Genomic DNA, 18,196 nt, shown 5'->3' with positions numbered 1-18,196 from the left:
CGCTCCTTCGCTCAACTGCCTCTCCAAAGAATCCTTTCTCAGCCTAAACTCAACCCCAAAATCGCCATATGCGATTCCCCTGCCCTCGTGGGGGAGATGTCCGGTAGGACAGAGAGGGGCGCGAAGGATCGCTACGGAACGGCTCGTTTCGTTGCTTATCGCCCGGTCTTCTGCACACGCGCTGCTTCGGCAGAAATCGCCGCGTCGAGCCCCTGCCAGTCGCCAAGGAATCCCCGGGGGAAGCGGTAGGTGAGGCTGAGATTGTCGCCGACCAGGATGTCGCGTTCGCAGGGCGCCAGCGATTCGTCCGCGCTCGGGCCGCTCAGGCAGCGTGCGACGAACGGATCCTCGCCGGGGCGATCGGCGACCGCCAGCACTTCGTTGAGATAGCCTGATTTTTCGCTGAAGGCGTAAAGCGTGGTGCCGCCAGGGCCGGGCGTACCCGGCTTGGCGATCAGCGCGCTGTAGATCGGCGCGAAGCGGCCGCTCATGTCGCGCGACATCATCTGCGGCTCGAACGACAGGAAGACGATGTCCTTGCTGGGTCCGGTGTGGTTGAAGTCGTTGCGGGCAGCCTCGCTGTAGCCGTCCATCTCGGGATAGCGCAGATAGAGGTCGAGTCGCGAGGCGATGCCGTCGCGCCGGGCTTGGGCAAAGCGGATGACATTGGCCGGCACGGCAATGACGTTGTTGCCAATGACGACCCTGTGGACCGTGGTGTCGTCGGTGTACCCGGCCATGGCGATCGAGCGGCCGAACCATTTGCCGCCGAGGCTGATCGCCACCGAAAGCAGCGCCAGCGTCGCGAATGCATAAAACACCCGCCTCATCAGCGTCGAATCGACGACGCTGAGTTGCGGGCCCTCAGTGGCGGCTGCCTGCTTCATCGCGACCCTCGTTTGCCGTCCCATCGGGTGTACCTGAACGGCACATCTCGGCGCGGCACGGCTCTTGCTTCGCAGCTTTGCGGGCGACTGTGCGATTTCATGGTAAACGGAGGGTAAAGATGGGCCCGGTCGAACAAATCATATTCAGTTTTATGGCTGGGCTGACGGCTTGCGGCCTGGCCGGATCGGCGATGGAGCTGATCGCCGGCCGCAGGCTTGCCTTCGTCCAACCCTATGTATCGTCGAAGCACATGCTGCGCTCGCTCGCCGCGACGGCTTGCGCCGGGCCGCTGATGTTTGCCAACGAGGCGCTGGACGCCTGGCGCGAGCGTCGCATCTCGGTGCTGGGGCTGATCTCCTGCGGCTGTACGGCGACCATCTGGGCGCTGGCACTGGGCATGGTGGTGATCGCCGTTGCGTCCTGGGCGGCTTCGCTTCTAGGGTCTGGCAGCTTGGCGGTGTGAGACGATCTGGAGACAGCAATGCCGATCTACGCGATTGACGGAAAAGCGCCCGCCTTCGAGGACGCCGACAGCAATTGGATCGCGCCCGACGCCACGCTGATTGGCAATATCAGGATCGGCCGCAATGCCGGCTTCTGGTTCGGCGTCGTCGTCCGCGGCGACGACGAGCCGATCGTCGTCGGCGCCGACACAAACGTGCAGGAGCACACAATCATGCACACCGACGCCGGCTTTCCGCTGACCGTCGGCCAAGGCTGCACGATCGGCCACCGTGCCTTGCTGCACGGATGCACGATCGGCGACAACAGCCTGATCGGCATGGGCGCCATCGTGCTGAATGGGGCGAAGATCGGCAACAACTCGCTGGTCGGTGCCGGCGCGCTGGTCACCGAAGGCAAGCAATTTCCCGACAATTCGCTGATCGTCGGCTCGCCCGCGCGCGTCGTCAGGATGCTCGACGAGGACGCAGTCGCCAGGCTGCGCGCCTCGGCCGCGCATTATGTGGCAAACGGCAGGCGGTTTAGGGCGGGGCTGAGGAAGGTCTAGCCGACCCGGAAATGGCGGAGCCGGGCCTTGAGATATCGAAGCATAACCCCTTCCAAGTCAAACCGGCTGGGCGGTCGGCCGGAACAAGATCTCGTTGATATCGACGTCGTCGGGCTCGTTGATCGCGAAGGCGACCGTTCGGGCAAACGTATCTGGCCCCACGGCGATCTTGCTCACGAAGTCCCTGGTCCCCTGCTGGATATCCTTCTCGCTGATATGCTCGAGCAACTCTGTGCTGACAGCGCCCGGCGAGATCACCGTGGTACGGATATTGTAGGGTTTCACCTCTTTCCGCAGACCCTCGGATAGCGCACGCACCGCGAACTTGGTGGCGCAATAGACCGCCGCACCCGGGTCGACCACATGGCCGTATACGGACGAGACATTGATAATGTGCCCCGATCGCTGCTCCTTCATGTACGGAAGCGCGGCCGCGATGCCGTAAAGGACGCCCTTGATGTTGACGTCGATCATCCGGTCCCATTCGTCGACCTTGAGCCGTTCGAGCGGGGCCAACGGCATGAGGCCCGCATTGTTGAGCATCACGTCGATGCGGCCGAATTCCCGGACCGCCGTGTTCACCAGGTTCTGGACCTGGCCGGCGTCGGTGACGTCCGTAGTAACGGCCTTGGCTTTGTGCCCAGCGGCGGTCAGTTCCTGGACAAGGGCGTCGATGCGGTGTGACCGCCGTGCACCCAGGACCACGGAAGCGCCTCGTGCGGCAAGATGGCGTGCCGTCGCTTCACCGAGGCCACTGCTGGCACCGGTGATGACGACGACCTTGTTCTCGATTCCTTCGGACATGAGGTTCTCCTTGACAAGAATTGAAAGAGTTCAGGTGCGGGGGCCGGCCGAGGCGGCGAGCAAGGCCGATCCCGTGAGCAGGACGGCGGCGAGAAGGAAGGCGCTCCACCAGCCGGCCACGTCGAACAGCAGGCCTCCTGCAATAGCGCCGCCTGCGATCGCGAACTGGATCAGGGCGACCTGGAGTCCGCCCCCGGCCTCCAGGTCTTCAGGGATGAGCGTGCTCATCCAGGTGTTCCACGCCACCGGGATCGGGGTAGCGAACAGTCCCCAAAGAACCAGCAGGCCGGCCGTGGCGCGTGCAAACGGTCCAAAGGCAATCAGCAGTAGAGCGAAGACCGCGAGTGCACTCGGCAGCCCGATCAGCACGGCTGTGAGGTGCCGCCGGAGTACGAAGCCGACAATCGACAGTCCCGCCACGCCACCGAGGCCGACGCCCAATAGAGCCAGTGAGAGGGTGTTGACCTCAAGGCCCGTCACGTTTTCCAGAAACGGCCGCAGATAGATCGAGAGCGCGTTCTGCCCGATGAAAGCGAGCCCGGTCGCGCCCATGCCGATGGCGAATCTGCGATTCCGCAGCAGGCCGAACATGCTCGACACCGAGGCGATCTCTATCGGCGGGATCTTCGGGAGAACGGCCAACTGCCACACGAGCGCCGCAAGGCCGATGGGGACAGTGACGAAAAAGGTTCCCCGCCATCCGATCAGCGATCCGAGGAAGCTGCCGACGGGCGCGGCGATCACCAATGCGAAGGCAGTGCCACCCTGGAGCAAGGCAATGGCCTTGGGCAGGTCGGGTCCCGCGGCCAGGCGGGCCAGAATGGCCGTCGACAGTGACCAGAAACCGCCGATCGCGATGCCGACCAGCGCCCGCCCGGCCAGGAAGACCAGGAAGTTGAGAGCAAGCGCCACCGCCAGGCTCGATGCGGCCAGCACTGCCGTATAGACCAGAACCACCGTCCGTCGATCGACGTTTCGCAACAGCGAGTTGCCGAAGAGGCTGGTAACCACGGCGAAGAATCCGGATACCGCGATTGCCTGGCCTGCCTGACCCTCGGAGACGGCCAGATCCTGAGCGATCGGGGTGAGCAGGCTCACCGGGAGGAACTCCAGTCCGACCAGAAGGAAGGTCAGCAGCGACAGGCAGACCACCGCAGACCATGGGGTCGTCCCGCTGTCAGCAGCAGTGGCCTCGTCCAGCACGAAATCGATGGTCATAAGGCAGTCTCCTGTCCGTTCCCGAACTAAGTAGTCGGGCTGGCTAAATGCGACTAGCGGGTATAATTTTGATGTGGTTGTGAATGAGGCTCATCAATGCCACGCGACGAGTTCGCCGAAATGCGCGCGTTCCTTGAGATCACCCGGACGCGGAGCTTCACCCGAGCAGCCGCCAAGCTCGGGGTCACTCCTTCGGCCCTTAGCCACACCATCAAGTCGCTGGAGTCGCGGCTTGGCGTCCGTCTTCTGTCTCGCACCACGCGCGACGTGGCCCCGACGGCGGCCGGTCAACGCCTCAAGGAAGGCATCGAACCGCATTTCGAAGGCATCGCGGCTGAGGTCAGCGCTCTCGGCGTCCTTCGCGACAGGCCGTCCGGCAACATTCGCCTGGTGTGCACCGACGATTCGGTCGACATTGTCTTCCGCGCCCGGCTGCCAAAGTTCCTGAGCGACTTCCCCGATATCAATGTCGAGTTGGTGGTCGACAACGCCTTCACCAACATCGTCGAGCGCCAGTTCGATGCCGGCGTGCGTCTGGGCGAGTCCATTGCCCGGGATATGGTAGCCGTGCGCATCGGAGCCGACGTGACCTACACTGTGGTCGGCTCACCCCATTACTTCGCCCACCGGACACCGCCGGAGACGCCGCAGGAACTGACCGACCATAACTGCATCAACTACCGGCTGCCGACGTCAGGATCGGTCTATGCCTGGGAATTGCGGGAAGGAGCGCGCGAGTTCAATGCTCGGGTCGAGGGACAACTGACGCTTAACAACATGGGGCCGGCGATCCAGGCCGCGCTCGACGGAGTGGGCTTGGCCTATCTGCCGCGCGAACTCGTCCTTCCACACATTGAGAGTGGCCTTCTCCAGGAAGTCCTGACCAAATGGTGCCCAACGTTCCAGGGTTACCACCTGTACTATCCAAGCCGGCGCCATCCCTCTCCGGCGTTTTCCGCCTTTGTCGACGCGTTCCGTATCAGGGGCAAGTAACAGCGTTTCGACGGCAAACGGCAGCTCGTATCCCACAAACGATCGTGAGACAGCTTGGATGACAAGCGCAGTTGGAGGCAAAGCCGAGATAACTGTATCGAGATGTGTTCCGCCAGAAATGGTGGAGCCGGCCCGGGGACGGGGCCGGCTCCTTAAACCCGGTCGTTGGGGACGGGGAGGGTGGGGACTCGACCGGGTTTCTCCTAAAGCGCGAAGTCATGCGACGCACTTAACCTCTGCTCTATGCATGTCGTTATCCCAAAACCGCTACGCACTTTTGGGCGACATGCCTTGGCGTCCTCAGCGGACGCTGGCGACCGCGTCGGAGCGGCCGTCGTTGATCGTCACCCAGGCGCCGGAATTCCGCTCGGACTGGCGCTTCAGGTAGGTGTAGCCGGTATTGGTCCAGGACAGCACCTTGGGCTGGAGATTGTCGAGGATGAACTCGCCAAGGCTGGTGCGCACGGTCAGCACCGCATGGCCGTCGCCATTGCGCTGGCGCACCACCGTCATCAGCAGATCGCCGGCCGGCACGCCGATGCTCATCAGTTCGCGGCGCTTTTCCAGCGCATAGTCCTCGCAGTCGCCGAAGCCGCTATTGGGAAAGGACCAGACTTCCTCCTTGCCCCACATTTCCATGTCGGTGCGCGGCGCGACCCTGCTGTTGACCGAATTGTTGACCTTGACGATCGTTGCCCACAGCTTGCGGGTCAGCTCGACGGGTGCCCGGCCAGGCGTCCTCTGATTGCATTCCTGCGGAAGCTGCTGGCACAATTCGTAGTGTCCGACCGGCTGCGTGGTGCGGCCGCCGGTGTGCATGAAGGCCGGCTCCGCCGCGTTTACAGTCCCCCAACCGAAAAGCTGCATCGCTATTGCCGCCAGCAACAGCTTGCCCCTCATCCTGTTCATTATTCAGTCTCCCCGTTTGAGGAGACAATGACACGGCTGGATTTATTTGACGCAAAAGCGCGAAGTAGACATTAAGTAAAACGCCAATAGAATAAACGTAAAATTTGACGCAATTGAATATAGAATTGTTTAAGGATTCCAGCCACGCATGTTCCCATGCTTCGTCGCACCGTTCGAACAGCCAGGATGGCGGGACAGAGGAGGCGCGAAGGATCGCCAGCCTCTTTCTTCCCGATAATGCTAACGCTTCCGCGTCAGCCGCGCGATGAGCTGAATTCGGTATCGAGCGTTTCCGGCCGCTGGATGACGGCGAACTCGATGGCGACGCCATCTTCGAAATGCCGCACTATCTGGCCGCGCATGGTGCCCAGCGTCACCTGGACGCCGATGGCCGGCTTGACGTCGATCTCGATCGCCGCGCCCGACAGCGACAGGTCGATGATGCGGCACTGGTACTGGCGTCCGTCGGCAAGCTGCAGCACGCTCGTCGGGTTGCGCGGTGCGACGCGTTCATGGCGGCGGTCTTCCGGCAGGTCGAGCTCGTGCTTGTTGGCAAGCCAGGTCAGTTGCGCGGCAAGCTTGTCCCTCTTGCGCTCCGACGCGATGACGGTCATCGCAAAGCCATCCTGCAGCGTGCGGGTGATGACGCCTTCGATGCGGCCGATGTGATCGATATAGGCAATGACCTTTTCGCCAGCCAGGCCGGCGCGCTCGGTGCGCAGCGCGACGTTGCCGGGCGACATGTCGACCACCTGGCAGGGATGTTCGGTGCGGTCTTCCAGCATGAAACGTCCGTAAATTTTCACGCGGACGCGCTGAAAGTTACGCCTTTCAGCTTGGGACGGCGCATGGTCGACCGCCGCTGACCTCATCACTGCCATACCCCGTTCGGCATTCCGCGCATGGATGCGGGGAATTTCAGCGGAAAACTACAACAAAGCAGGTTAACAAAGGGGAAAGCCCGGCGCTGTTGCTTTAAGCTTTGGGCATCATTCCTCGCGTCCGCCGTCGAAGACGACCAGGTGACGGATGCGGCGGGCCTGGCCGAGCGCCGAAATCGTCTCGGGCGGGTCGAATTCCGATGGGGCGAGCGAGGGAACCTCGATCGCCGGACGGTTCCCCGGGAACATCGGCTCCTTGTCGGGATCGACGACGCGGATCGAATCGATCAACGCGTCGAGAACCGGGTCGGCGCCCAGCCAGAAGGGCTTTTCGACGGCGCTTATAACACCGAGGCAGCGCGGGCTCTCGACACCGCCGTCGAGCGGCAGCGCGAGCAGCTCGAACCTGTTGGAACGGCCGCTGCGGCTGAAACCTTCATAGGTGATGAGCACCACCGATTTCAGGTCGAAGACGCCATCGGTCAGCTTCGAGATCAGCCGCTGGTCCTTCTCGCGCCACAGCGAAGGGAATGAAAACCCCTTGAGTTCGCGGCCATAGACCGCGCAGAGCCTGGTGCCGGCGAGCCGGAACACCGCTTCGCCGCGCGTGTCCTTTTCCAGGATGAACGTGTCGGCCAGCAGCGACTTGATGTCGGCGGGTTCGACTTCCGAGCGCTTCGGGGCAGGGCGTCCGTCACGCAACCGGTTCCAATAATGGAACAGCGTGATCGATCCGGTCTGGTTCATGCTAATGCTGCTCCGCGCATTCTGTCTTCTGATGTCCCATCGGTGAACAGAAGGGCGCCCTCCGAAGACCTACATGCGTTGCGGAGCAGGATGCGTGCCAGCATCGTTAATACTTGTTCACGGGTCGGGGCGGTTAAGGTTAACAACTGGTTTACGTTGCGCGCCGGCCAGGCCTGTGGCACACCAAAACCACTCCAGAAGCGGTCGTTTTGCGACGATCGGCAGCACTTCAGTCAAGAGTTCAGGGGGAGCAAGGGGGCTCGGCCAGCCGTTCAAGGGAAACCTTGGACGGCTTCTTTTTTTGATTCGGGGCTGCTGATTCGCCGTTTGTGATTCGGTTGGCCGTGATCTACATGCTCGCCAAGTCCAATCCAGCGACTGAGTGCAAGCCATATGAGCGACCCAGAAAGCCCACCGGAGATCGAGCAGGGCGAGAGCGGGCCTGTCGCCCGCGAACCGGAGCGCCGCGAACCGGTGTTCAACCTGCCGCCCGTGGTGCTGGCGGTGATCGGCATCTGCGTCGCGGTCCATCTGATCCGGGTCTATTGGCTGACCGACGACCAGGATTTCGAACTGCTTGTCCGGGCTGCCTTTGTCCCCATCCGCTATTCGGGCCGCTTCGATCTGGATTTCTTCGCGTTTTCGAGCCCCTTTACCTATGCCTTCCTGCATGGCGGCTTTGCCCATCTTGCCATCAACATGGTGTGGCTCGCGGCCTTCGGCTCACCGTTGGCCAACCGCTTCGGCGCGCTGCGCTTCAGCCTGTTCTTCGCCGCGACTGGACTGGCGGCGGTGGCGCTGTTCTGGGCCATGCACCCGCTTGGCGAGGCGCCGCTGGTCGGCGCCTCCGGCGCGATTTCCGGCATGATGGGCGCGGCGGCACGCTACGGCTTCCGCATCGACCGATCGTCGGGCAAGGCCGCCTTCGCCGGCCAGCCTTTGCCGATGGCGGCGGTGCTGCGCTCGCGCGGCGTCGTCACCTTTCTCGCCATGTGGATGGTGATCAACCTCGCGACCGGCCTCTTCGGCCTGGCGCCTGGCATTGACGGCCAGATCGCCTGGGAAGCCCATATTGGCGGCTTTCTTGCCGGCTTTTTCGGCCTGCGGTTTTTTGATCGGCGAGAGCAGGTGCCCCGGCAGGCGGACGAGCCGGAGACCTGAGACGGCCGCACTTGAAATGCAACCGTTCGCGGCGCACCATGTTCATCCCAGGGCAAGCCGGCCAGGGCAGGAGCCGGCAGGAAATGCAGAGGAGGACGCCATGACTGTTAAGGCAATTCTCGAGGCAAAAGGCCACGACGTGGTGACGCTCGGGCCGAACGAAAAGCTCAGCGAAGCCATCCGCATGCTTTCCGAACACAGGATCGGCGCGCTGGTCATCACCAACGGCGATCACAAGATCGTCGGCATTCTTTCCGAGCGCGATGTGGTGCGGGTTCTCGCCAAGGAGGGGGCGGCGGCGCTCGACCTTGCCGTCCGCTCGGCGATGACGCCCAAGGTGAAGATCTGCAATGAGAACCACACCGTCAACGAGGTTATGGAGATCATGACCAAGGGCCGCTTCCGCCATCTGCCGGTGGAAAAGAACGGGCTGCTCGACGGCATCGTGTCGATCGGCGACGTGGTCAAGCGGCGCATCGAGGATGTCGAGCGCGAGGCCGAGGAGATCAGGGCCTATATCGCCACGGCATAGGTGACGGCGGCCGGGTTGCCGGCAGGTCGATTTTTCAAGCTGCTATCGCAGTTCGTCGCGGCAGGTGCGGGCCTGTGCCGCGTCGGTGCCTGCGGCTTTGCGCTTGTCTCTTTTGGCGGTTTGCACTAGCGAAGTTGCACAGCAAAATATGCGTTCTCGCATATCCGCAATTTCAGTGTGCAGGCCCTTATGAGCATTATCGACACCCGCACGCCCGACGCCAAGCGCCTGGTTCCCGGCGCCACCGGCGACTGGGAGATCATCATCGGCCTCGAGGTCCACGCGCAGGTGACCTCGCAGGCAAAGCTGTTTTCCGGCGCCTCGACCATTTTCGGCGCCGCGCCCAACGCCAATGTCAGCCTGGTCGACGCGGCGATGCCCGGCATGCTGCCGGTCATCAACGAGGAATGCGTCAAGCAGGCGATCCGCACCGGGCTGGGCCTGAAGGCCGAGATCAACCACAAATCGGTCTTCGACAGGAAAAACTATTTCTATCCCGACCTGCCGCAGGGCTACCAGATCTCGCAGTTCAAGCAGCCGATCGTCGGCGAGGGGAAGGTGATCGTCTCGGTCGGCCCGGACCGGCAGGGCGAATTCGAGGACATCGAGGTCGGCATCGAGCGCCTGCATCTGGAGCAGGACGCCGGCAAGTCGATGCACGACCAGCATGCGACGATGTCCTATGTCGATCTCAACCGCTCCGGCGTGGCGCTGATGGAAATCGTCTCCAAGCCGGATATGCGCTCCGCCGATGAAGCCAAGGCCTATGTCACCAAGCTGCGCACCATCGTGCGCTATCTCGGCACGTGCGACGGCAATATGGACGAAGGCTCGCTGCGCGCCGACGTCAACGTCTCGGTGCGCCGGCCCGGCGGCGAATTCGGCACGCGCTGCGAGATCAAGAACGTCAACTCCATCCGTTTCATCGGCCAGGCCATCGACTACGAGGCGCGCCGCCAGATCGCCATCCTGGAGGACGGCGGCAAGATCGACCAGGAAACGCGGCTGTTCGACCCCAACAAGGGCGAAACGCGCTCGATGCGTTCCAAGGAAGAAGCGCACGACTACCGCTATTTCCCCGATCCCGACCTTCTGCCGCTGGAATTCGACCAGGCCTATATCGACGAGTTGGCAAAGGACCTGCCGGAACTTCCCGACGCGAAAAAGGCGCGGCTGATCACCTCGCTCGGCCTGTCGACCTACGACGCCTCGATCCTGGTATCGGAAAAGGCGGTCGCCGACTATTTCGAGAAGGTGGCCGCTGGTCGCGATGGCAAGCTTGCCGCCAACTGGGTCATCAACGATTTGCTGGGTGCGTTGAACAGAGCCGGCAAGAGTATTGAAAATGCTCCGGTTTCGCCCGATCAGCTCGGCGCGGTCATCGATCTGATCAAGGAAGGCACCATCTCCGGCAAGATCGCCAAGGATCTGTTCGAGATCGTCTGGAACGAGGGCGGCGATCCGCGTCAGCTGGTCGAAAGCCGCGGCATGAAGCAGGTCACCGATACCGGCGCCATCGAAAAGGCGGTCGACGAGGTGATCGCGGCCAACCCGGACAAGGTCGAACAGGCGCGCGCCAAGCCGACCATGGCCGGCTGGTTCGTCGGCCAGGTGATGAAGGCGACCGGCGGCAAGGCCAACCCGCAGGCGGTCAACGAGCTGGTCAAGGCCAGGCTCGGGATCGAGTAGGATGTTCGTCCGCACCGCCGGCGAGCGCGATCTTGCGGCGGTGCGCGCATTGCTGGTCGAGACATGGCATGCCACCTATGATGCCATCTACGGCGGGCCGCGGGTCACCGAAATCACCGATGAATGGCATTCTGTCGCCGCGCTCAAAGCACGGCTGATGCGGCCCAACTCGGAGTTCCTGGTCGCCGACGACGGCAAAAACATCGGCGGCATGGCTTTCGCCGCCGCTACCACGGATGCCAGGATCGTCATGCTGAACCAGCTTTACGTGCATCCGGCCTGGCAGAGGCAAGGCATCGGCCAGGCGCTGCTGGACGAGATCGAGGCCAGCTTTCCGGAGGCCCGGACGCTGCGTGTCGAGGTCGAGGAAGCAAATGCTCCGGCTGTCGCCTTCTACCGCTCGAGGGGGTTCTTGCCCGCCGGCAACACGGCCGATTGCGGCGGCGCCTCGGGATTGCCGGCGCTGGTTTTGGAGAAGGCGATCGGCTAGCTCGTTTGCCTGGCGCTCAGTTGCGTTTCTCAGGCAGGTTGGAGCAGCCGGCAGCGAGAAACTCGCACGGCAGGCTGCCGCCGCCGCCCGACGTGTGCGGGGGCGTGGCGGCTTCGATTTTTTCCACCTCGTAATATTTCGAGGTGACGCCCCATTTTTTGACGCCCTGGCACGTCGAGCGCACGCCAACCTCCGTCGCCTTTGCCGCAGTCTTGTAGTAGGTGGTGATCCGGCAGGATTGGCTGACCGGCAGCGCGTTCGCCGGGCTCGTGACCGGCGGCAGGAAGTTCGGGAAGGCAAGCAGCGAGATTGCCGCAATGATCCGGACGGCGGGCATGGTGAGGGGAAGGTGCTGCATCGTTTGTCTCCATCGATGGCGCCGCTCGCTCGTGGCGCAGCGGCGCGTTTGTTCCGGCAAGATCAGGCCATGATGCCGGTGCTGGCGCATCTGCCGCGCGGGGGAAGGCGGTAGCGGTCTGAACCGCCGCCGTCATCCGCGAGCGGCCGCGTCAGGGCGTTTTCGGCTTGATGAGCGTCTTTATCGGAACGGCGACTTTTGGAGGCCGGACCGTACTGGTTCCACCATCGACGGCCAGCCCGCCGCTGTTGGGATAGCGTACCGTATAGTGCAGCTCATAGCCGGGAACTCTGATCCATGTAGGCTTGGGATTGAACTGGTCCGGCGGCCTCGAATACCACTTCGGGATCTGCATGATCTTGGAACCGGCACCGAATCCCGCAGTCTTGGCCGCTACTGCGAAGGCGCTGTCTCTGGGGTCGTTCGGCGGCTGGTCGACATTGCCGATGACGACCAGCGAATCGTATTTTCGCGCGTCCAGCCGTACTGCGGGAACGTTCAGCGCAGCCACGTCGCCTTCGCGCATCGTCAGCGCCTTCTGACGGCCATCCTCATTGGCATAGACGTTGAGGTTTATGGCCTCGGATTCCGCATAGACGACATTGTTGTGGAAGTCGCGGGCTGGCAGGCGTGTGAGGCTGTCGAAGGTCACTTCAACCGTCGGCTTGGCTATGGCGTCCGTCACCACCAGGTTGCGCCGCGGCACCGTCCAGAAGATGAGATCATCGCCGGTGGCCTGCGTGCCGGCGTCGGAGCCGTCTATTGCCGAGCATTTCGAATTTGGAACCGGCGTCGTCACCGGCAGAGGTGCCGAAAACGAGCTGCGAACCTGAGCGTCGATGTAGTTGCCGACGTTGAAAACGTCTTCGAGGATGTTGCCGCCCTCGAAGCTCGCCGGGCCGGGTTGCGAGCGAATGATGACCTGGCTGGAATCGGTCTGCCAGCCGCTGCAGAAGACGTTGACGTCTATGGGAATGCCGATGTGGCGGTCGGAGGTCACCGGGATCGAGACTTTGATGGTCAGGATGTAAGGAACTTTGACAAACCAGCTGTTCGGCTGGTTCAGCATCTGCGTCGCAAAGCGCGACGGCCGCCATTGCTTCAGCGATTCGATCGATGCGCGTGATGATCGTCCCTGGGCGGCCAGCTGTGCGTTGGTGGCGTCGACCTTGGCTTGCGCCAAGTTGCGGACGGTGTTGGTGATCAGGAACACGCCGAGTTCGGCTTTGCAGGGCCTGTTCGATTGTGTGGCGTTGCATGGGGCAAGTGCCGCACTGGGAACCGGCGGCCCCGACGGCGGCGGCTGGGCGGCCGCGGCGGCCGCCATCAGGCAGAAGAACAGCATCGTGCAGGTTTTCAACATGGTATCCTCGCTCTTTCGGTTGGAAACCACCCTCCGGCTAGACAACACCATTTCTTCGACAGCGGTTCATCGCCCGCATGGGGGACGAACCGCGAAACATCGGGCCGGCCCAGCGACGTCGAGCCGCCGTCCTTTCGGATTGGATATCTACTGCTTCACGACGCCTTTGGTTGTCGCCATCGGCGCGACGACCTTGGGCTTGGGGGTTTTCGGGCCGGGGTCGACTACCAATGCGGCCGTGCAGGAGCATTTGCCCGAACCGCAGTTCAGGTCGCCCTTGCACATTTTGGAATGCCGCATATCGGTGCAGTCGGCGGTCCCGGAGCAGGAGCAACTGCCTTGCCCAATCGTTCCGGACTGACATTTGAAGCTCCATGCCGGATCGGCGGCAAGGCCGGCCACAGCGAGCGATACGGCAAAAAGCGTCGTCGAGATGAGCTTGCGCATGAATACCTCCCGGTTCTATCGAGCGATGGAACCACGAAGCAGCAACGCCTTCATCTCCCGCGCGGGGGACGAACTCGCATACCGGTGACGATCGTCAATGCTGTCCCTTCAGCACGACGAGATAGCCGCGTTCGACGCGAAGCCGGAACGCGATTTGCCCTGCAGTGCCGGGATCCTTGGAAACCTTGTCGATGACATAGCCGCTGGGATGCGAGCCAAGCCATTCTTCCGGTTTGTCGGTGCTTTCGAACGGCTTTTGCAACCGGGCCAGGAAGCCGACTTCGCCCTGATAGTCGAAAGCCACGGCCCAGTCCGCATCCTTTCGCTCGTAGATGAAGTTGGCGAGCGGCGTCAGATCATAGCGTTTGAACGCGGTTGCCGATGCCACCGCGTGGCCAATGCCGAAAATGACAAGCATGACGATGGCCGAGCTCTTCAGCCTGGCGAGCGGGATCTCCGCCATGAAATAGCCGAACAGGATGACCACGAACGGCAACATCGGCACGACATAATGAGGCTGCTTGCCGGATATCGCGCTGAACACCAGAAACACGGCAACGAACGAGAATGACAGCAGGCGCAAGGCGCGCAGATCCGGCGACTTCGCGTCGATCAGGTTGCGTATCCGCGTGCGCAGCTTCAACCGCCACACCTCGGGTATGAAGATCCACGGTATGAACATGACGGGCAGCAGCAGCAGATAGAAATAGAACGGCCGGCCATGCGAATTGCGCAAATTGCCGGTGACGCGCCCCGCCGACTGGTTCCAGACGAGATCATAAACGAAATTGCCTTTTGTCAGGATGGTCGCCGGCACCAGCCAGATCGCCACCGGAATTAGTGCGGCGAGCAGGGCCAGGCCCACTCCAGCGAGGAAGTTCGGTGTCGTCAGTCCCGCCCGCCGGTCGCGCCAGAACGGGTAGAACAGGATGGGCGCGCCGATATGGATCAGCACCACTGGGCCTTTCGTCAGCACGCCCATGCCGATGAACAGCCCGGCCAGAACGGCCTGCCAGCGGTTGCCGCTGCGGGCAAAGGCAATCAACGACAACAGCGCGGCGAGCACAAAGACCGTCAGCAACAGGTCGAACAGGATCAGCGTCGAATAGATGACGAACACGCTGCTTCCGGCAACCAGCCAGGGGATGCGCCGCGCGATGTCGTCGCGGCCCGGAAACAGGGTCTTTGCCAACGCCGTCGTCAGCCAGATGACGAGCGAGGAGGCGGCGAAGATGACCAGCATCGCCGCCGGCCGGCTGGCGCCGAAAATGTTCCAGACAAGGTCGATAAGCCAAAACAGCAGTGGCGGCTTCTGCAGATAGGGCGCGAAATTCATCGTCGGGACGAAGATCTGTCCGCTCAGATACATTTCCCAGGTGACGCTGAGATATCGCGTTTCGTCGACGGGCAGCAGTGGCCGGAAAGCGACCGCGATTACGATCAGCCCAAGCAGAAAGAGGTAGGGGAGCAGCCGCTCGGTAGATGTCGGTGTCAAAGATCGAGATCCGCGCCAGAAACCATTTTCATTCCAGCCGAGCATAGTGCCGCGTTTCTGGACCGCGAACGACCGCACCATGATTTTGGCCGAATTGCAACGATGCCGGTTTCGTTTCCCAGATTTTGCGGACGATGGTGTCAAAGGTTTGAAAAACTTACCGGCCGAGTCTTTTGGACCGCTGCCGGTCCGGGGAACCTGAGCAAAATCAACTGGAGCGCAACGGCGGTGACAATTCGCGCATCAACAGTTCGAGCTCGCGCTGATCGCCGGTACCGGTCTTGTCGAAGATCGTCGCCAGCTGCGACTTGACGGTGCCGTCCGAGACGCCGCCGGCCGCGGCGATTTCCTTTCGCGTCAGGCCGGCGGCAACGTGACCGGCGACTCGCCTTTCTGCCGCGGTCAGTCCGAACAGCGCCGCAATGGCGTCCAGCGCCGGGGTCGGTGTCGAACCCGCCGCGGCGATGAAGATCGCTGCGGCGGCGCGTTGCGAGATGCGCGCCGAGATTTCACGCCGCGCCAGCGGCATGACATGGGCCACCGCCGGAACCACCGTCCTGGCCAGGGGAATGTTGATGCCGCAAGGTCCGAGCGCGAATTCGTCGCGCGTGCCGAGCTGGACGGCACGGCCGATCGCGGCGTTGGCGTTGGCATAGGTGAAGGAAAGCTGTCCGCGTACGCAAGCGACCGAGATGTTTTCGGCGAGCAGCGTTTCGGCTGACGGGTTGGCGAAGATGATGGTCATGTCTTCGGCCACGATCAGCACCGGATGGTCGAGGCTTTCGATGATGGAACGGAAGATTTCGGCCTTGCGCCGCTCGGCTTCGAACAGGTCGCCGATGGTCACCGCGCGCCGCACGTGCGGTGCCAGCAGGCTGACAAGCTCGAGATCCTCGCGGGAAATCTGGCGCCTGTCCCTGTCGGTCACCACCATCAACGTGCCGATCCGGGTCGGCCGCTTCATCAACGCCACCCAGAAGAAATCGTCCAGGCGGTTGGGTTGCACCCATTCGCGCACGATGCGGCTTTCGAGCCATCTCTGTCGCGTATCCGGGCCTTGCAGGGCGTAGATCGAATCGACGGTGAACGGCACGTCGATCTCCATCTTGGGAACCGCCGCATAGAACGGCACTTGCGAGCCGTAGTCATGCTTCAACGGCTCAAGAACTGCGGGATCGCCGCAGGACACCGAAAACCGCGCGGAGCTGCTGATCGTGTCGATGACGGCGAGCATGGCAAGCTGGCCTTCCGCCAGATTGCAGATGGCCTCGAGTGTCGCCTGCCAGCGGCCGACGTCGGCAATCGAATCGTAGATCGCCTCAACGACCTGCGGCAATGCGCGACCGGCCGTGCCCGCCAGCGATGACATGAGCCCCTCTCATTTGCCGTCCTTGAGGCAACGAAGCTTCAACTGCTAGAATAACGCTGCGTAAGGTTGCCAACAACCTATTTCATCTGCTTCGGACGGCCGCGAAAATAGCATGAACGTATCGCTTTCCCGTCAGCCATTTGCTCGCCTGTTGCGGCAAGACCCTTGCCTTCGCAATGCCGTGACGCCATAAGCAGGAACAGGCGCCGCAGCCGCCGCGAGGACTTGCTTCAAGGACTTGCCACGAGGATTTGGATGAAGACTTTCCTTCTGCAGTTTTTCACCTGGTGGAACAGCCAGACATTGGGAACGCGCTTCCACACCTGGCGGCACGGCAAGAAGGTCGGGCAGGACGAGGTCGGCAACGTCTACTATGAGGGCGGCGTCGATTCGGAAGGCCGCACCCGTCGCTGGGTCATCTACCGCGACTATTCGGAAGCCTCGGCGATTCCGCCCGGCTGGCATGGCTGGATCCATCATCGTGTCGACGTTGCGCCGCCAAGCGAAGACTACAAGCCACGCGACTGGCAAAAGCCGCATGTGCCGAACCTCACCGGCAGCCCCGCGGCCTATCGCCCGAAAGGCTCGGTGCTGACCAACCAGCATCGTCCGCAGGTGACGGGCGACTACGACGCCTGGACGCCTGGTTCGTGATCGATCGCCGCGACACGCGCGCGGTCCCCACGGGGGCGGTCCCACGAGGGCGGTCCTTTGTCGCCACAATTGCTGTTTAGCTGTTTGCTGATCCGACAGCAGCAACTAGCCTTGGCGTTAAGAGAATCACCCGGGCGCAAACCACCGGACCTTGCATGAGCATGTTCAGCCGAATTTTGACGGGCGGATTAACCGCGGTCGTTCTCGCTTCTATGGTGGCGCTCGCTACTGCGCAGGAATTGGCGCCGCCTGCGCCGGACGCGTCGGTGGCGCCTGCAGCACCGGCAGTATCCGAGCGCATCACCAATCCAGTCGCTGAATTCGCCGGCATCGACAAGATCACCGGCCGTATCATCACCTTCGATGTTTATATCGACGAGACGGTTCAGTTCGGCGCTTTGCAGGTGACGCCGCGCATCTGCTATTCGCGGCCCGAAAACGAAGAGCCGAAGACGGATTCGTTCGTCGAGGTCGACGAGATCACGCTCGATCGGAAAATACGCCGTATCTTCACCGGCTGGATGTTTGCCGAAAGCCCCGGGATCAACGCCGTCGAGCATGCCGTCTATGATATCTGGCTGAAGGGCTGCAAGCAGAAGTCCGACGTGCCGGCACCCGCCGCCCCCAAAACCAACTAGAATCTGTCAGTGCGCGGCGCATACCGCGCCCTGCGGAACCGCCGCGTTGCCCGAGCGTTGGTGCCTCTCTACGGAGGAGGTTGCCATGATGATGGCCAACAAGAACGAACTTCTCGACATCGAAAGGGGATTCTGGAGCGGCGGTACCGACTATTTCAAGGCCAATGCCGATACCGACTGCCTGGTGGCTTTCCCGCAGATGGCGCGGGTGATGAGCAATACCGATCTGGCCGCAACTGCCACGGACCCGAACCGCTGGCGCGATCTCGACATCGACCTCAAGGGCATCATCGAGCCGGGCAGCGACATCGTCATGCTGACCTACGAGGCGCGTGCGACGCGGCAAGATGGCGAAGCCTATGCGGCGCTGGTCAGCACCGGCTATGTCCACCGCGTCAATGGCTGGAAGATGATGTTCCACGCACAGACGCCGCTGGTGACGGCAGCAAAAGGCTGACCGGCCGCAAGAGTATCCGTGTTGGTCAAGGGAGAGATGGTGTCCAGGTCCGATTGTCCCTGAGTAGTGCGTTTGCGAGGATGATGAGCTTTCG

General features: G+C 62.3%; 21 protein-coding genes. 10 read left to right on the top strand and 11 right to left on the bottom strand.

Annotation, left to right across the window (positions count from 1 at the left end; translation table 11 throughout):
- Positions 1-155 precede the first annotated feature (155 nt).
- Positions 156-887 (bottom strand): hypothetical protein, encoded by a 732-nt coding sequence (locus NKH59_RS32100; RefSeq protein ID WP_353024237.1) that lies wholly within the window; start codon positions 885-887, stop codon positions 156-158.
- Between the two features lie 119 nt (positions 888-1,006).
- Here NKH59_RS32100 and NKH59_RS32095 point away from each other — a divergent pair, with 119 nt between their 5' ends.
- On the top strand, positions 1,007-1,351 hold the full coding sequence (locus tag NKH59_RS32095; protein ID WP_353024235.1) for a DUF6949 family protein: 345 nt from the start codon (positions 1,007-1,009) through the stop codon (positions 1,349-1,351).
- Between the two features lie 18 nt (positions 1,352-1,369).
- Complete coding sequence (locus NKH59_RS32090) at positions 1,370-1,897, top strand: gamma carbonic anhydrase family protein (RefSeq protein WP_352472744.1); 528 nt, start codon at positions 1,370-1,372, stop codon at positions 1,895-1,897.
- Positions 1,898-1,954: 57 nt separating this feature from the next.
- Here NKH59_RS32090 and NKH59_RS32085 read toward each other — a convergent pair whose 3' ends face one another.
- Both NKH59_RS32085 and NKH59_RS32080 read right to left on the bottom strand, forming a co-directional pair.
- Entirely contained in the window at positions 1,955-2,701 is a 747-nt protein-coding gene (locus NKH59_RS32085; RefSeq protein WP_352541386.1) for an SDR family oxidoreductase, read from the bottom strand.
- 30 nt (positions 2,702-2,731) lie between these two features.
- Positions 2,732-3,919: an MFS transporter gene (locus tag NKH59_RS32080; protein WP_353024233.1), complete on the bottom strand. Its 1,188-nt coding sequence runs from the start codon at positions 3,917-3,919 to the stop codon at positions 2,732-2,734.
- Positions 3,920-4,015: 96 nt separating this feature from the next.
- Between NKH59_RS32080 and NKH59_RS32075 the strand changes: the two genes are divergently transcribed.
- Positions 4,016-4,912 (top strand): LysR family transcriptional regulator, encoded by an 897-nt coding sequence (locus tag NKH59_RS32075; RefSeq protein ID WP_352541384.1) that lies wholly within the window; start codon positions 4,016-4,018, stop codon positions 4,910-4,912.
- A 300-nt stretch (positions 4,913-5,212) separates the two neighbouring features.
- On the opposite strand, the gene NKH59_RS32070 is transcribed toward NKH59_RS32075, so the two are convergent.
- From NKH59_RS32070 to NKH59_RS32060, 3 genes are all read right to left on the bottom strand, one after another.
- On the bottom strand, positions 5,213-5,812 hold the full coding sequence (locus NKH59_RS32070) for a transglutaminase-like cysteine peptidase (RefSeq protein ID WP_198023528.1): 600 nt from the start codon (positions 5,810-5,812) through the stop codon (positions 5,213-5,215).
- Positions 5,813-6,075: 263 nt separating this feature from the next.
- The gene (locus tag NKH59_RS32065; RefSeq protein WP_352458466.1) at positions 6,076-6,693 is read right to left on the bottom strand and encodes a PilZ domain-containing protein; all 618 of its coding nucleotides are present in this window, start codon (positions 6,691-6,693) and stop codon (positions 6,076-6,078) included.
- Positions 6,694-6,810: 117 nt separating this feature from the next.
- Entirely contained in the window at positions 6,811-7,449 is a 639-nt protein-coding gene (locus tag NKH59_RS32060) for a PAS domain-containing protein (RefSeq protein WP_023674809.1), read from the bottom strand.
- A gap of 393 nt (positions 7,450-7,842) precedes the next feature.
- On the opposite strand from NKH59_RS32060, the gene NKH59_RS32055 reads away from it, so the two are divergent.
- The 4 genes from NKH59_RS32055 (at position 7,843) to NKH59_RS32040 (ending at position 11,321) form a co-directional block, all read left to right on the top strand.
- Positions 7,843-8,610 (top strand): rhomboid family intramembrane serine protease, encoded by a 768-nt coding sequence (locus tag NKH59_RS32055; RefSeq protein ID WP_352614202.1) that lies wholly within the window; start codon positions 7,843-7,845, stop codon positions 8,608-8,610.
- A gap of 100 nt (positions 8,611-8,710) precedes the next feature.
- A complete protein-coding gene (locus NKH59_RS32050; protein ID WP_023674810.1) occupies positions 8,711-9,142 on the top strand; it encodes a CBS domain-containing protein in 432 nt (143 codons plus the stop codon).
- Between the two features lie 189 nt (positions 9,143-9,331).
- Positions 9,332-10,831: an Asp-tRNA(Asn)/Glu-tRNA(Gln) amidotransferase subunit GatB gene (gatB, locus tag NKH59_RS32045; protein WP_352614201.1), complete on the top strand. Its 1,500-nt coding sequence runs from the start codon at positions 9,332-9,334 to the stop codon at positions 10,829-10,831.
- A gap of 1 nt (position 10,832) precedes the next feature.
- Positions 10,833-11,321: a GNAT family N-acetyltransferase gene (locus tag NKH59_RS32040; protein ID WP_352472754.1), complete on the top strand. Its 489-nt coding sequence runs from the start codon at positions 10,833-10,835 to the stop codon at positions 11,319-11,321.
- 16 nt (positions 11,322-11,337) lie between these two features.
- Here NKH59_RS32040 and NKH59_RS32035 read toward each other — a convergent pair whose 3' ends face one another.
- The 5 genes from NKH59_RS32035 to NKH59_RS32015 form a co-directional block, all read right to left on the bottom strand.
- Positions 11,338-11,679 (bottom strand): hypothetical protein, encoded by a 342-nt coding sequence (locus NKH59_RS32035; RefSeq protein WP_352501642.1) that lies wholly within the window; start codon positions 11,677-11,679, stop codon positions 11,338-11,340.
- Positions 11,680-11,830: 151 nt separating this feature from the next.
- Complete coding sequence (locus tag NKH59_RS32030) at positions 11,831-13,042, bottom strand: hypothetical protein (RefSeq protein ID WP_353024231.1); 1,212 nt, start codon at positions 13,040-13,042, stop codon at positions 11,831-11,833.
- 147 nt (positions 13,043-13,189) lie between these two features.
- Positions 13,190-13,489 carry a hypothetical protein gene (locus tag NKH59_RS32025; RefSeq protein ID WP_352472757.1) on the bottom strand — a complete coding sequence of 100 codons (300 nt, stop codon included), beginning with the start codon at positions 13,487-13,489 and terminating at the stop codon, positions 13,190-13,192.
- Positions 13,490-13,583: 94 nt separating this feature from the next.
- The gene (locus NKH59_RS32020; RefSeq protein ID WP_352835973.1) at positions 13,584-14,984 is read right to left on the bottom strand and encodes an ArnT family glycosyltransferase; all 1,401 of its coding nucleotides are present in this window, start codon (positions 14,982-14,984) and stop codon (positions 13,584-13,586) included.
- A gap of 208 nt (positions 14,985-15,192) precedes the next feature.
- Complete coding sequence (locus NKH59_RS32015; protein WP_353024227.1) at positions 15,193-16,353, bottom strand: helix-turn-helix transcriptional regulator; 1,161 nt, start codon at positions 16,351-16,353, stop codon at positions 15,193-15,195.
- A 255-nt stretch (positions 16,354-16,608) separates the two neighbouring features.
- Here NKH59_RS32015 and NKH59_RS32010 point away from each other — a divergent pair, with 255 nt between their 5' ends.
- The 3 genes from NKH59_RS32010 (at position 16,609) to NKH59_RS32000 (ending at position 18,102) form a co-directional block, all read left to right on the top strand.
- Positions 16,609-17,007: an NADH:ubiquinone oxidoreductase subunit NDUFA12 gene (locus NKH59_RS32010; RefSeq protein ID WP_023674818.1), complete on the top strand. Its 399-nt coding sequence runs from the start codon at positions 16,609-16,611 to the stop codon at positions 17,005-17,007.
- 155 nt (positions 17,008-17,162) lie between these two features.
- Complete coding sequence (locus tag NKH59_RS32005) at positions 17,163-17,645, top strand: DUF2155 domain-containing protein (RefSeq protein ID WP_023674819.1); 483 nt, start codon at positions 17,163-17,165, stop codon at positions 17,643-17,645.
- A gap of 88 nt (positions 17,646-17,733) precedes the next feature.
- The gene (locus tag NKH59_RS32000; RefSeq protein ID WP_352501682.1) at positions 17,734-18,102 is read left to right on the top strand and encodes a hypothetical protein; all 369 of its coding nucleotides are present in this window, start codon (positions 17,734-17,736) and stop codon (positions 18,100-18,102) included.
- The last annotated feature ends 94 nt before the right edge of the window (positions 18,103-18,196 follow it).

The sequence above is a fragment of the Mesorhizobium sp. M0998 genome, assembly GCF_040318885.1.
Classification (GTDB): Bacteria; Pseudomonadota; Alphaproteobacteria; order Rhizobiales; family Rhizobiaceae; genus Mesorhizobium.
Note: the sequence above shows the minus strand (reverse complement) of the source record. Positions and strands in the feature narration are given on the sequence as shown.

Coding starts and splice junctions, on each gene's coding strand:
- NKH59_RS32010 (WP_023674818.1), top strand. CDS start 16,609: ATGAAGACTTTCCTTCTGCAGTTTTTCACCTGGTGGAACAGCCAGACA.
- NKH59_RS32030 (WP_353024231.1), bottom strand. CDS start 13,042: ATGTTGAAAACCTGCACGATGCTGTTCTTCTGCCTGATGGCGGCCGCC.
- NKH59_RS32000 (WP_352501682.1), top strand. CDS start 17,734: ATGATGGCCAACAAGAACGAACTTCTCGACATCGAAAGGGGATTCTGG.
- NKH59_RS32060 (WP_023674809.1), bottom strand. CDS start 7,449: ATGAACCAGACCGGATCGATCACGCTGTTCCATTATTGGAACCGGTTG.
- NKH59_RS32015 (WP_353024227.1), bottom strand. CDS start 16,353: ATGTCATCGCTGGCGGGCACGGCCGGTCGCGCATTGCCGCAGGTCGTT.
- NKH59_RS32080 (WP_353024233.1), bottom strand. CDS start 3,919: ATGACCATCGATTTCGTGCTGGACGAGGCCACTGCTGCTGACAGCGGG.
- NKH59_RS32005 (WP_023674819.1), top strand. CDS start 17,163: ATGAGCATGTTCAGCCGAATTTTGACGGGCGGATTAACCGCGGTCGTT.
- NKH59_RS32100 (WP_353024237.1), bottom strand. CDS start 887: ATGAAGCAGGCAGCCGCCACTGAGGGCCCGCAACTCAGCGTCGTCGAT.
- NKH59_RS32090 (WP_352472744.1), top strand. CDS start 1,370: ATGCCGATCTACGCGATTGACGGAAAAGCGCCCGCCTTCGAGGACGCC.
- NKH59_RS32070 (WP_198023528.1), bottom strand. CDS start 5,812: ATGAGGGGCAAGCTGTTGCTGGCGGCAATAGCGATGCAGCTTTTCGGT.
- NKH59_RS32075 (WP_352541384.1), top strand. CDS start 4,016: ATGCCACGCGACGAGTTCGCCGAAATGCGCGCGTTCCTTGAGATCACC.
- NKH59_RS32050 (WP_023674810.1), top strand. CDS start 8,711: ATGACTGTTAAGGCAATTCTCGAGGCAAAAGGCCACGACGTGGTGACG.
- NKH59_RS32085 (WP_352541386.1), bottom strand. CDS start 2,701: ATGTCCGAAGGAATCGAGAACAAGGTCGTCGTCATCACCGGTGCCAGC.
- NKH59_RS32055 (WP_352614202.1), top strand. CDS start 7,843: ATGAGCGACCCAGAAAGCCCACCGGAGATCGAGCAGGGCGAGAGCGGG.
- NKH59_RS32095 (WP_353024235.1), top strand. CDS start 1,007: ATGGGCCCGGTCGAACAAATCATATTCAGTTTTATGGCTGGGCTGACG.
- NKH59_RS32065 (WP_352458466.1), bottom strand. CDS start 6,693: ATGAGGTCAGCGGCGGTCGACCATGCGCCGTCCCAAGCTGAAAGGCGT.
- NKH59_RS32040 (WP_352472754.1), top strand. CDS start 10,833: ATGTTCGTCCGCACCGCCGGCGAGCGCGATCTTGCGGCGGTGCGCGCA.
- NKH59_RS32025 (WP_352472757.1), bottom strand. CDS start 13,489: ATGCGCAAGCTCATCTCGACGACGCTTTTTGCCGTATCGCTCGCTGTG.
- gatB (WP_352614201.1), top strand. CDS start 9,332: ATGAGCATTATCGACACCCGCACGCCCGACGCCAAGCGCCTGGTTCCC.
- NKH59_RS32035 (WP_352501642.1), bottom strand. CDS start 11,679: ATGCAGCACCTTCCCCTCACCATGCCCGCCGTCCGGATCATTGCGGCA.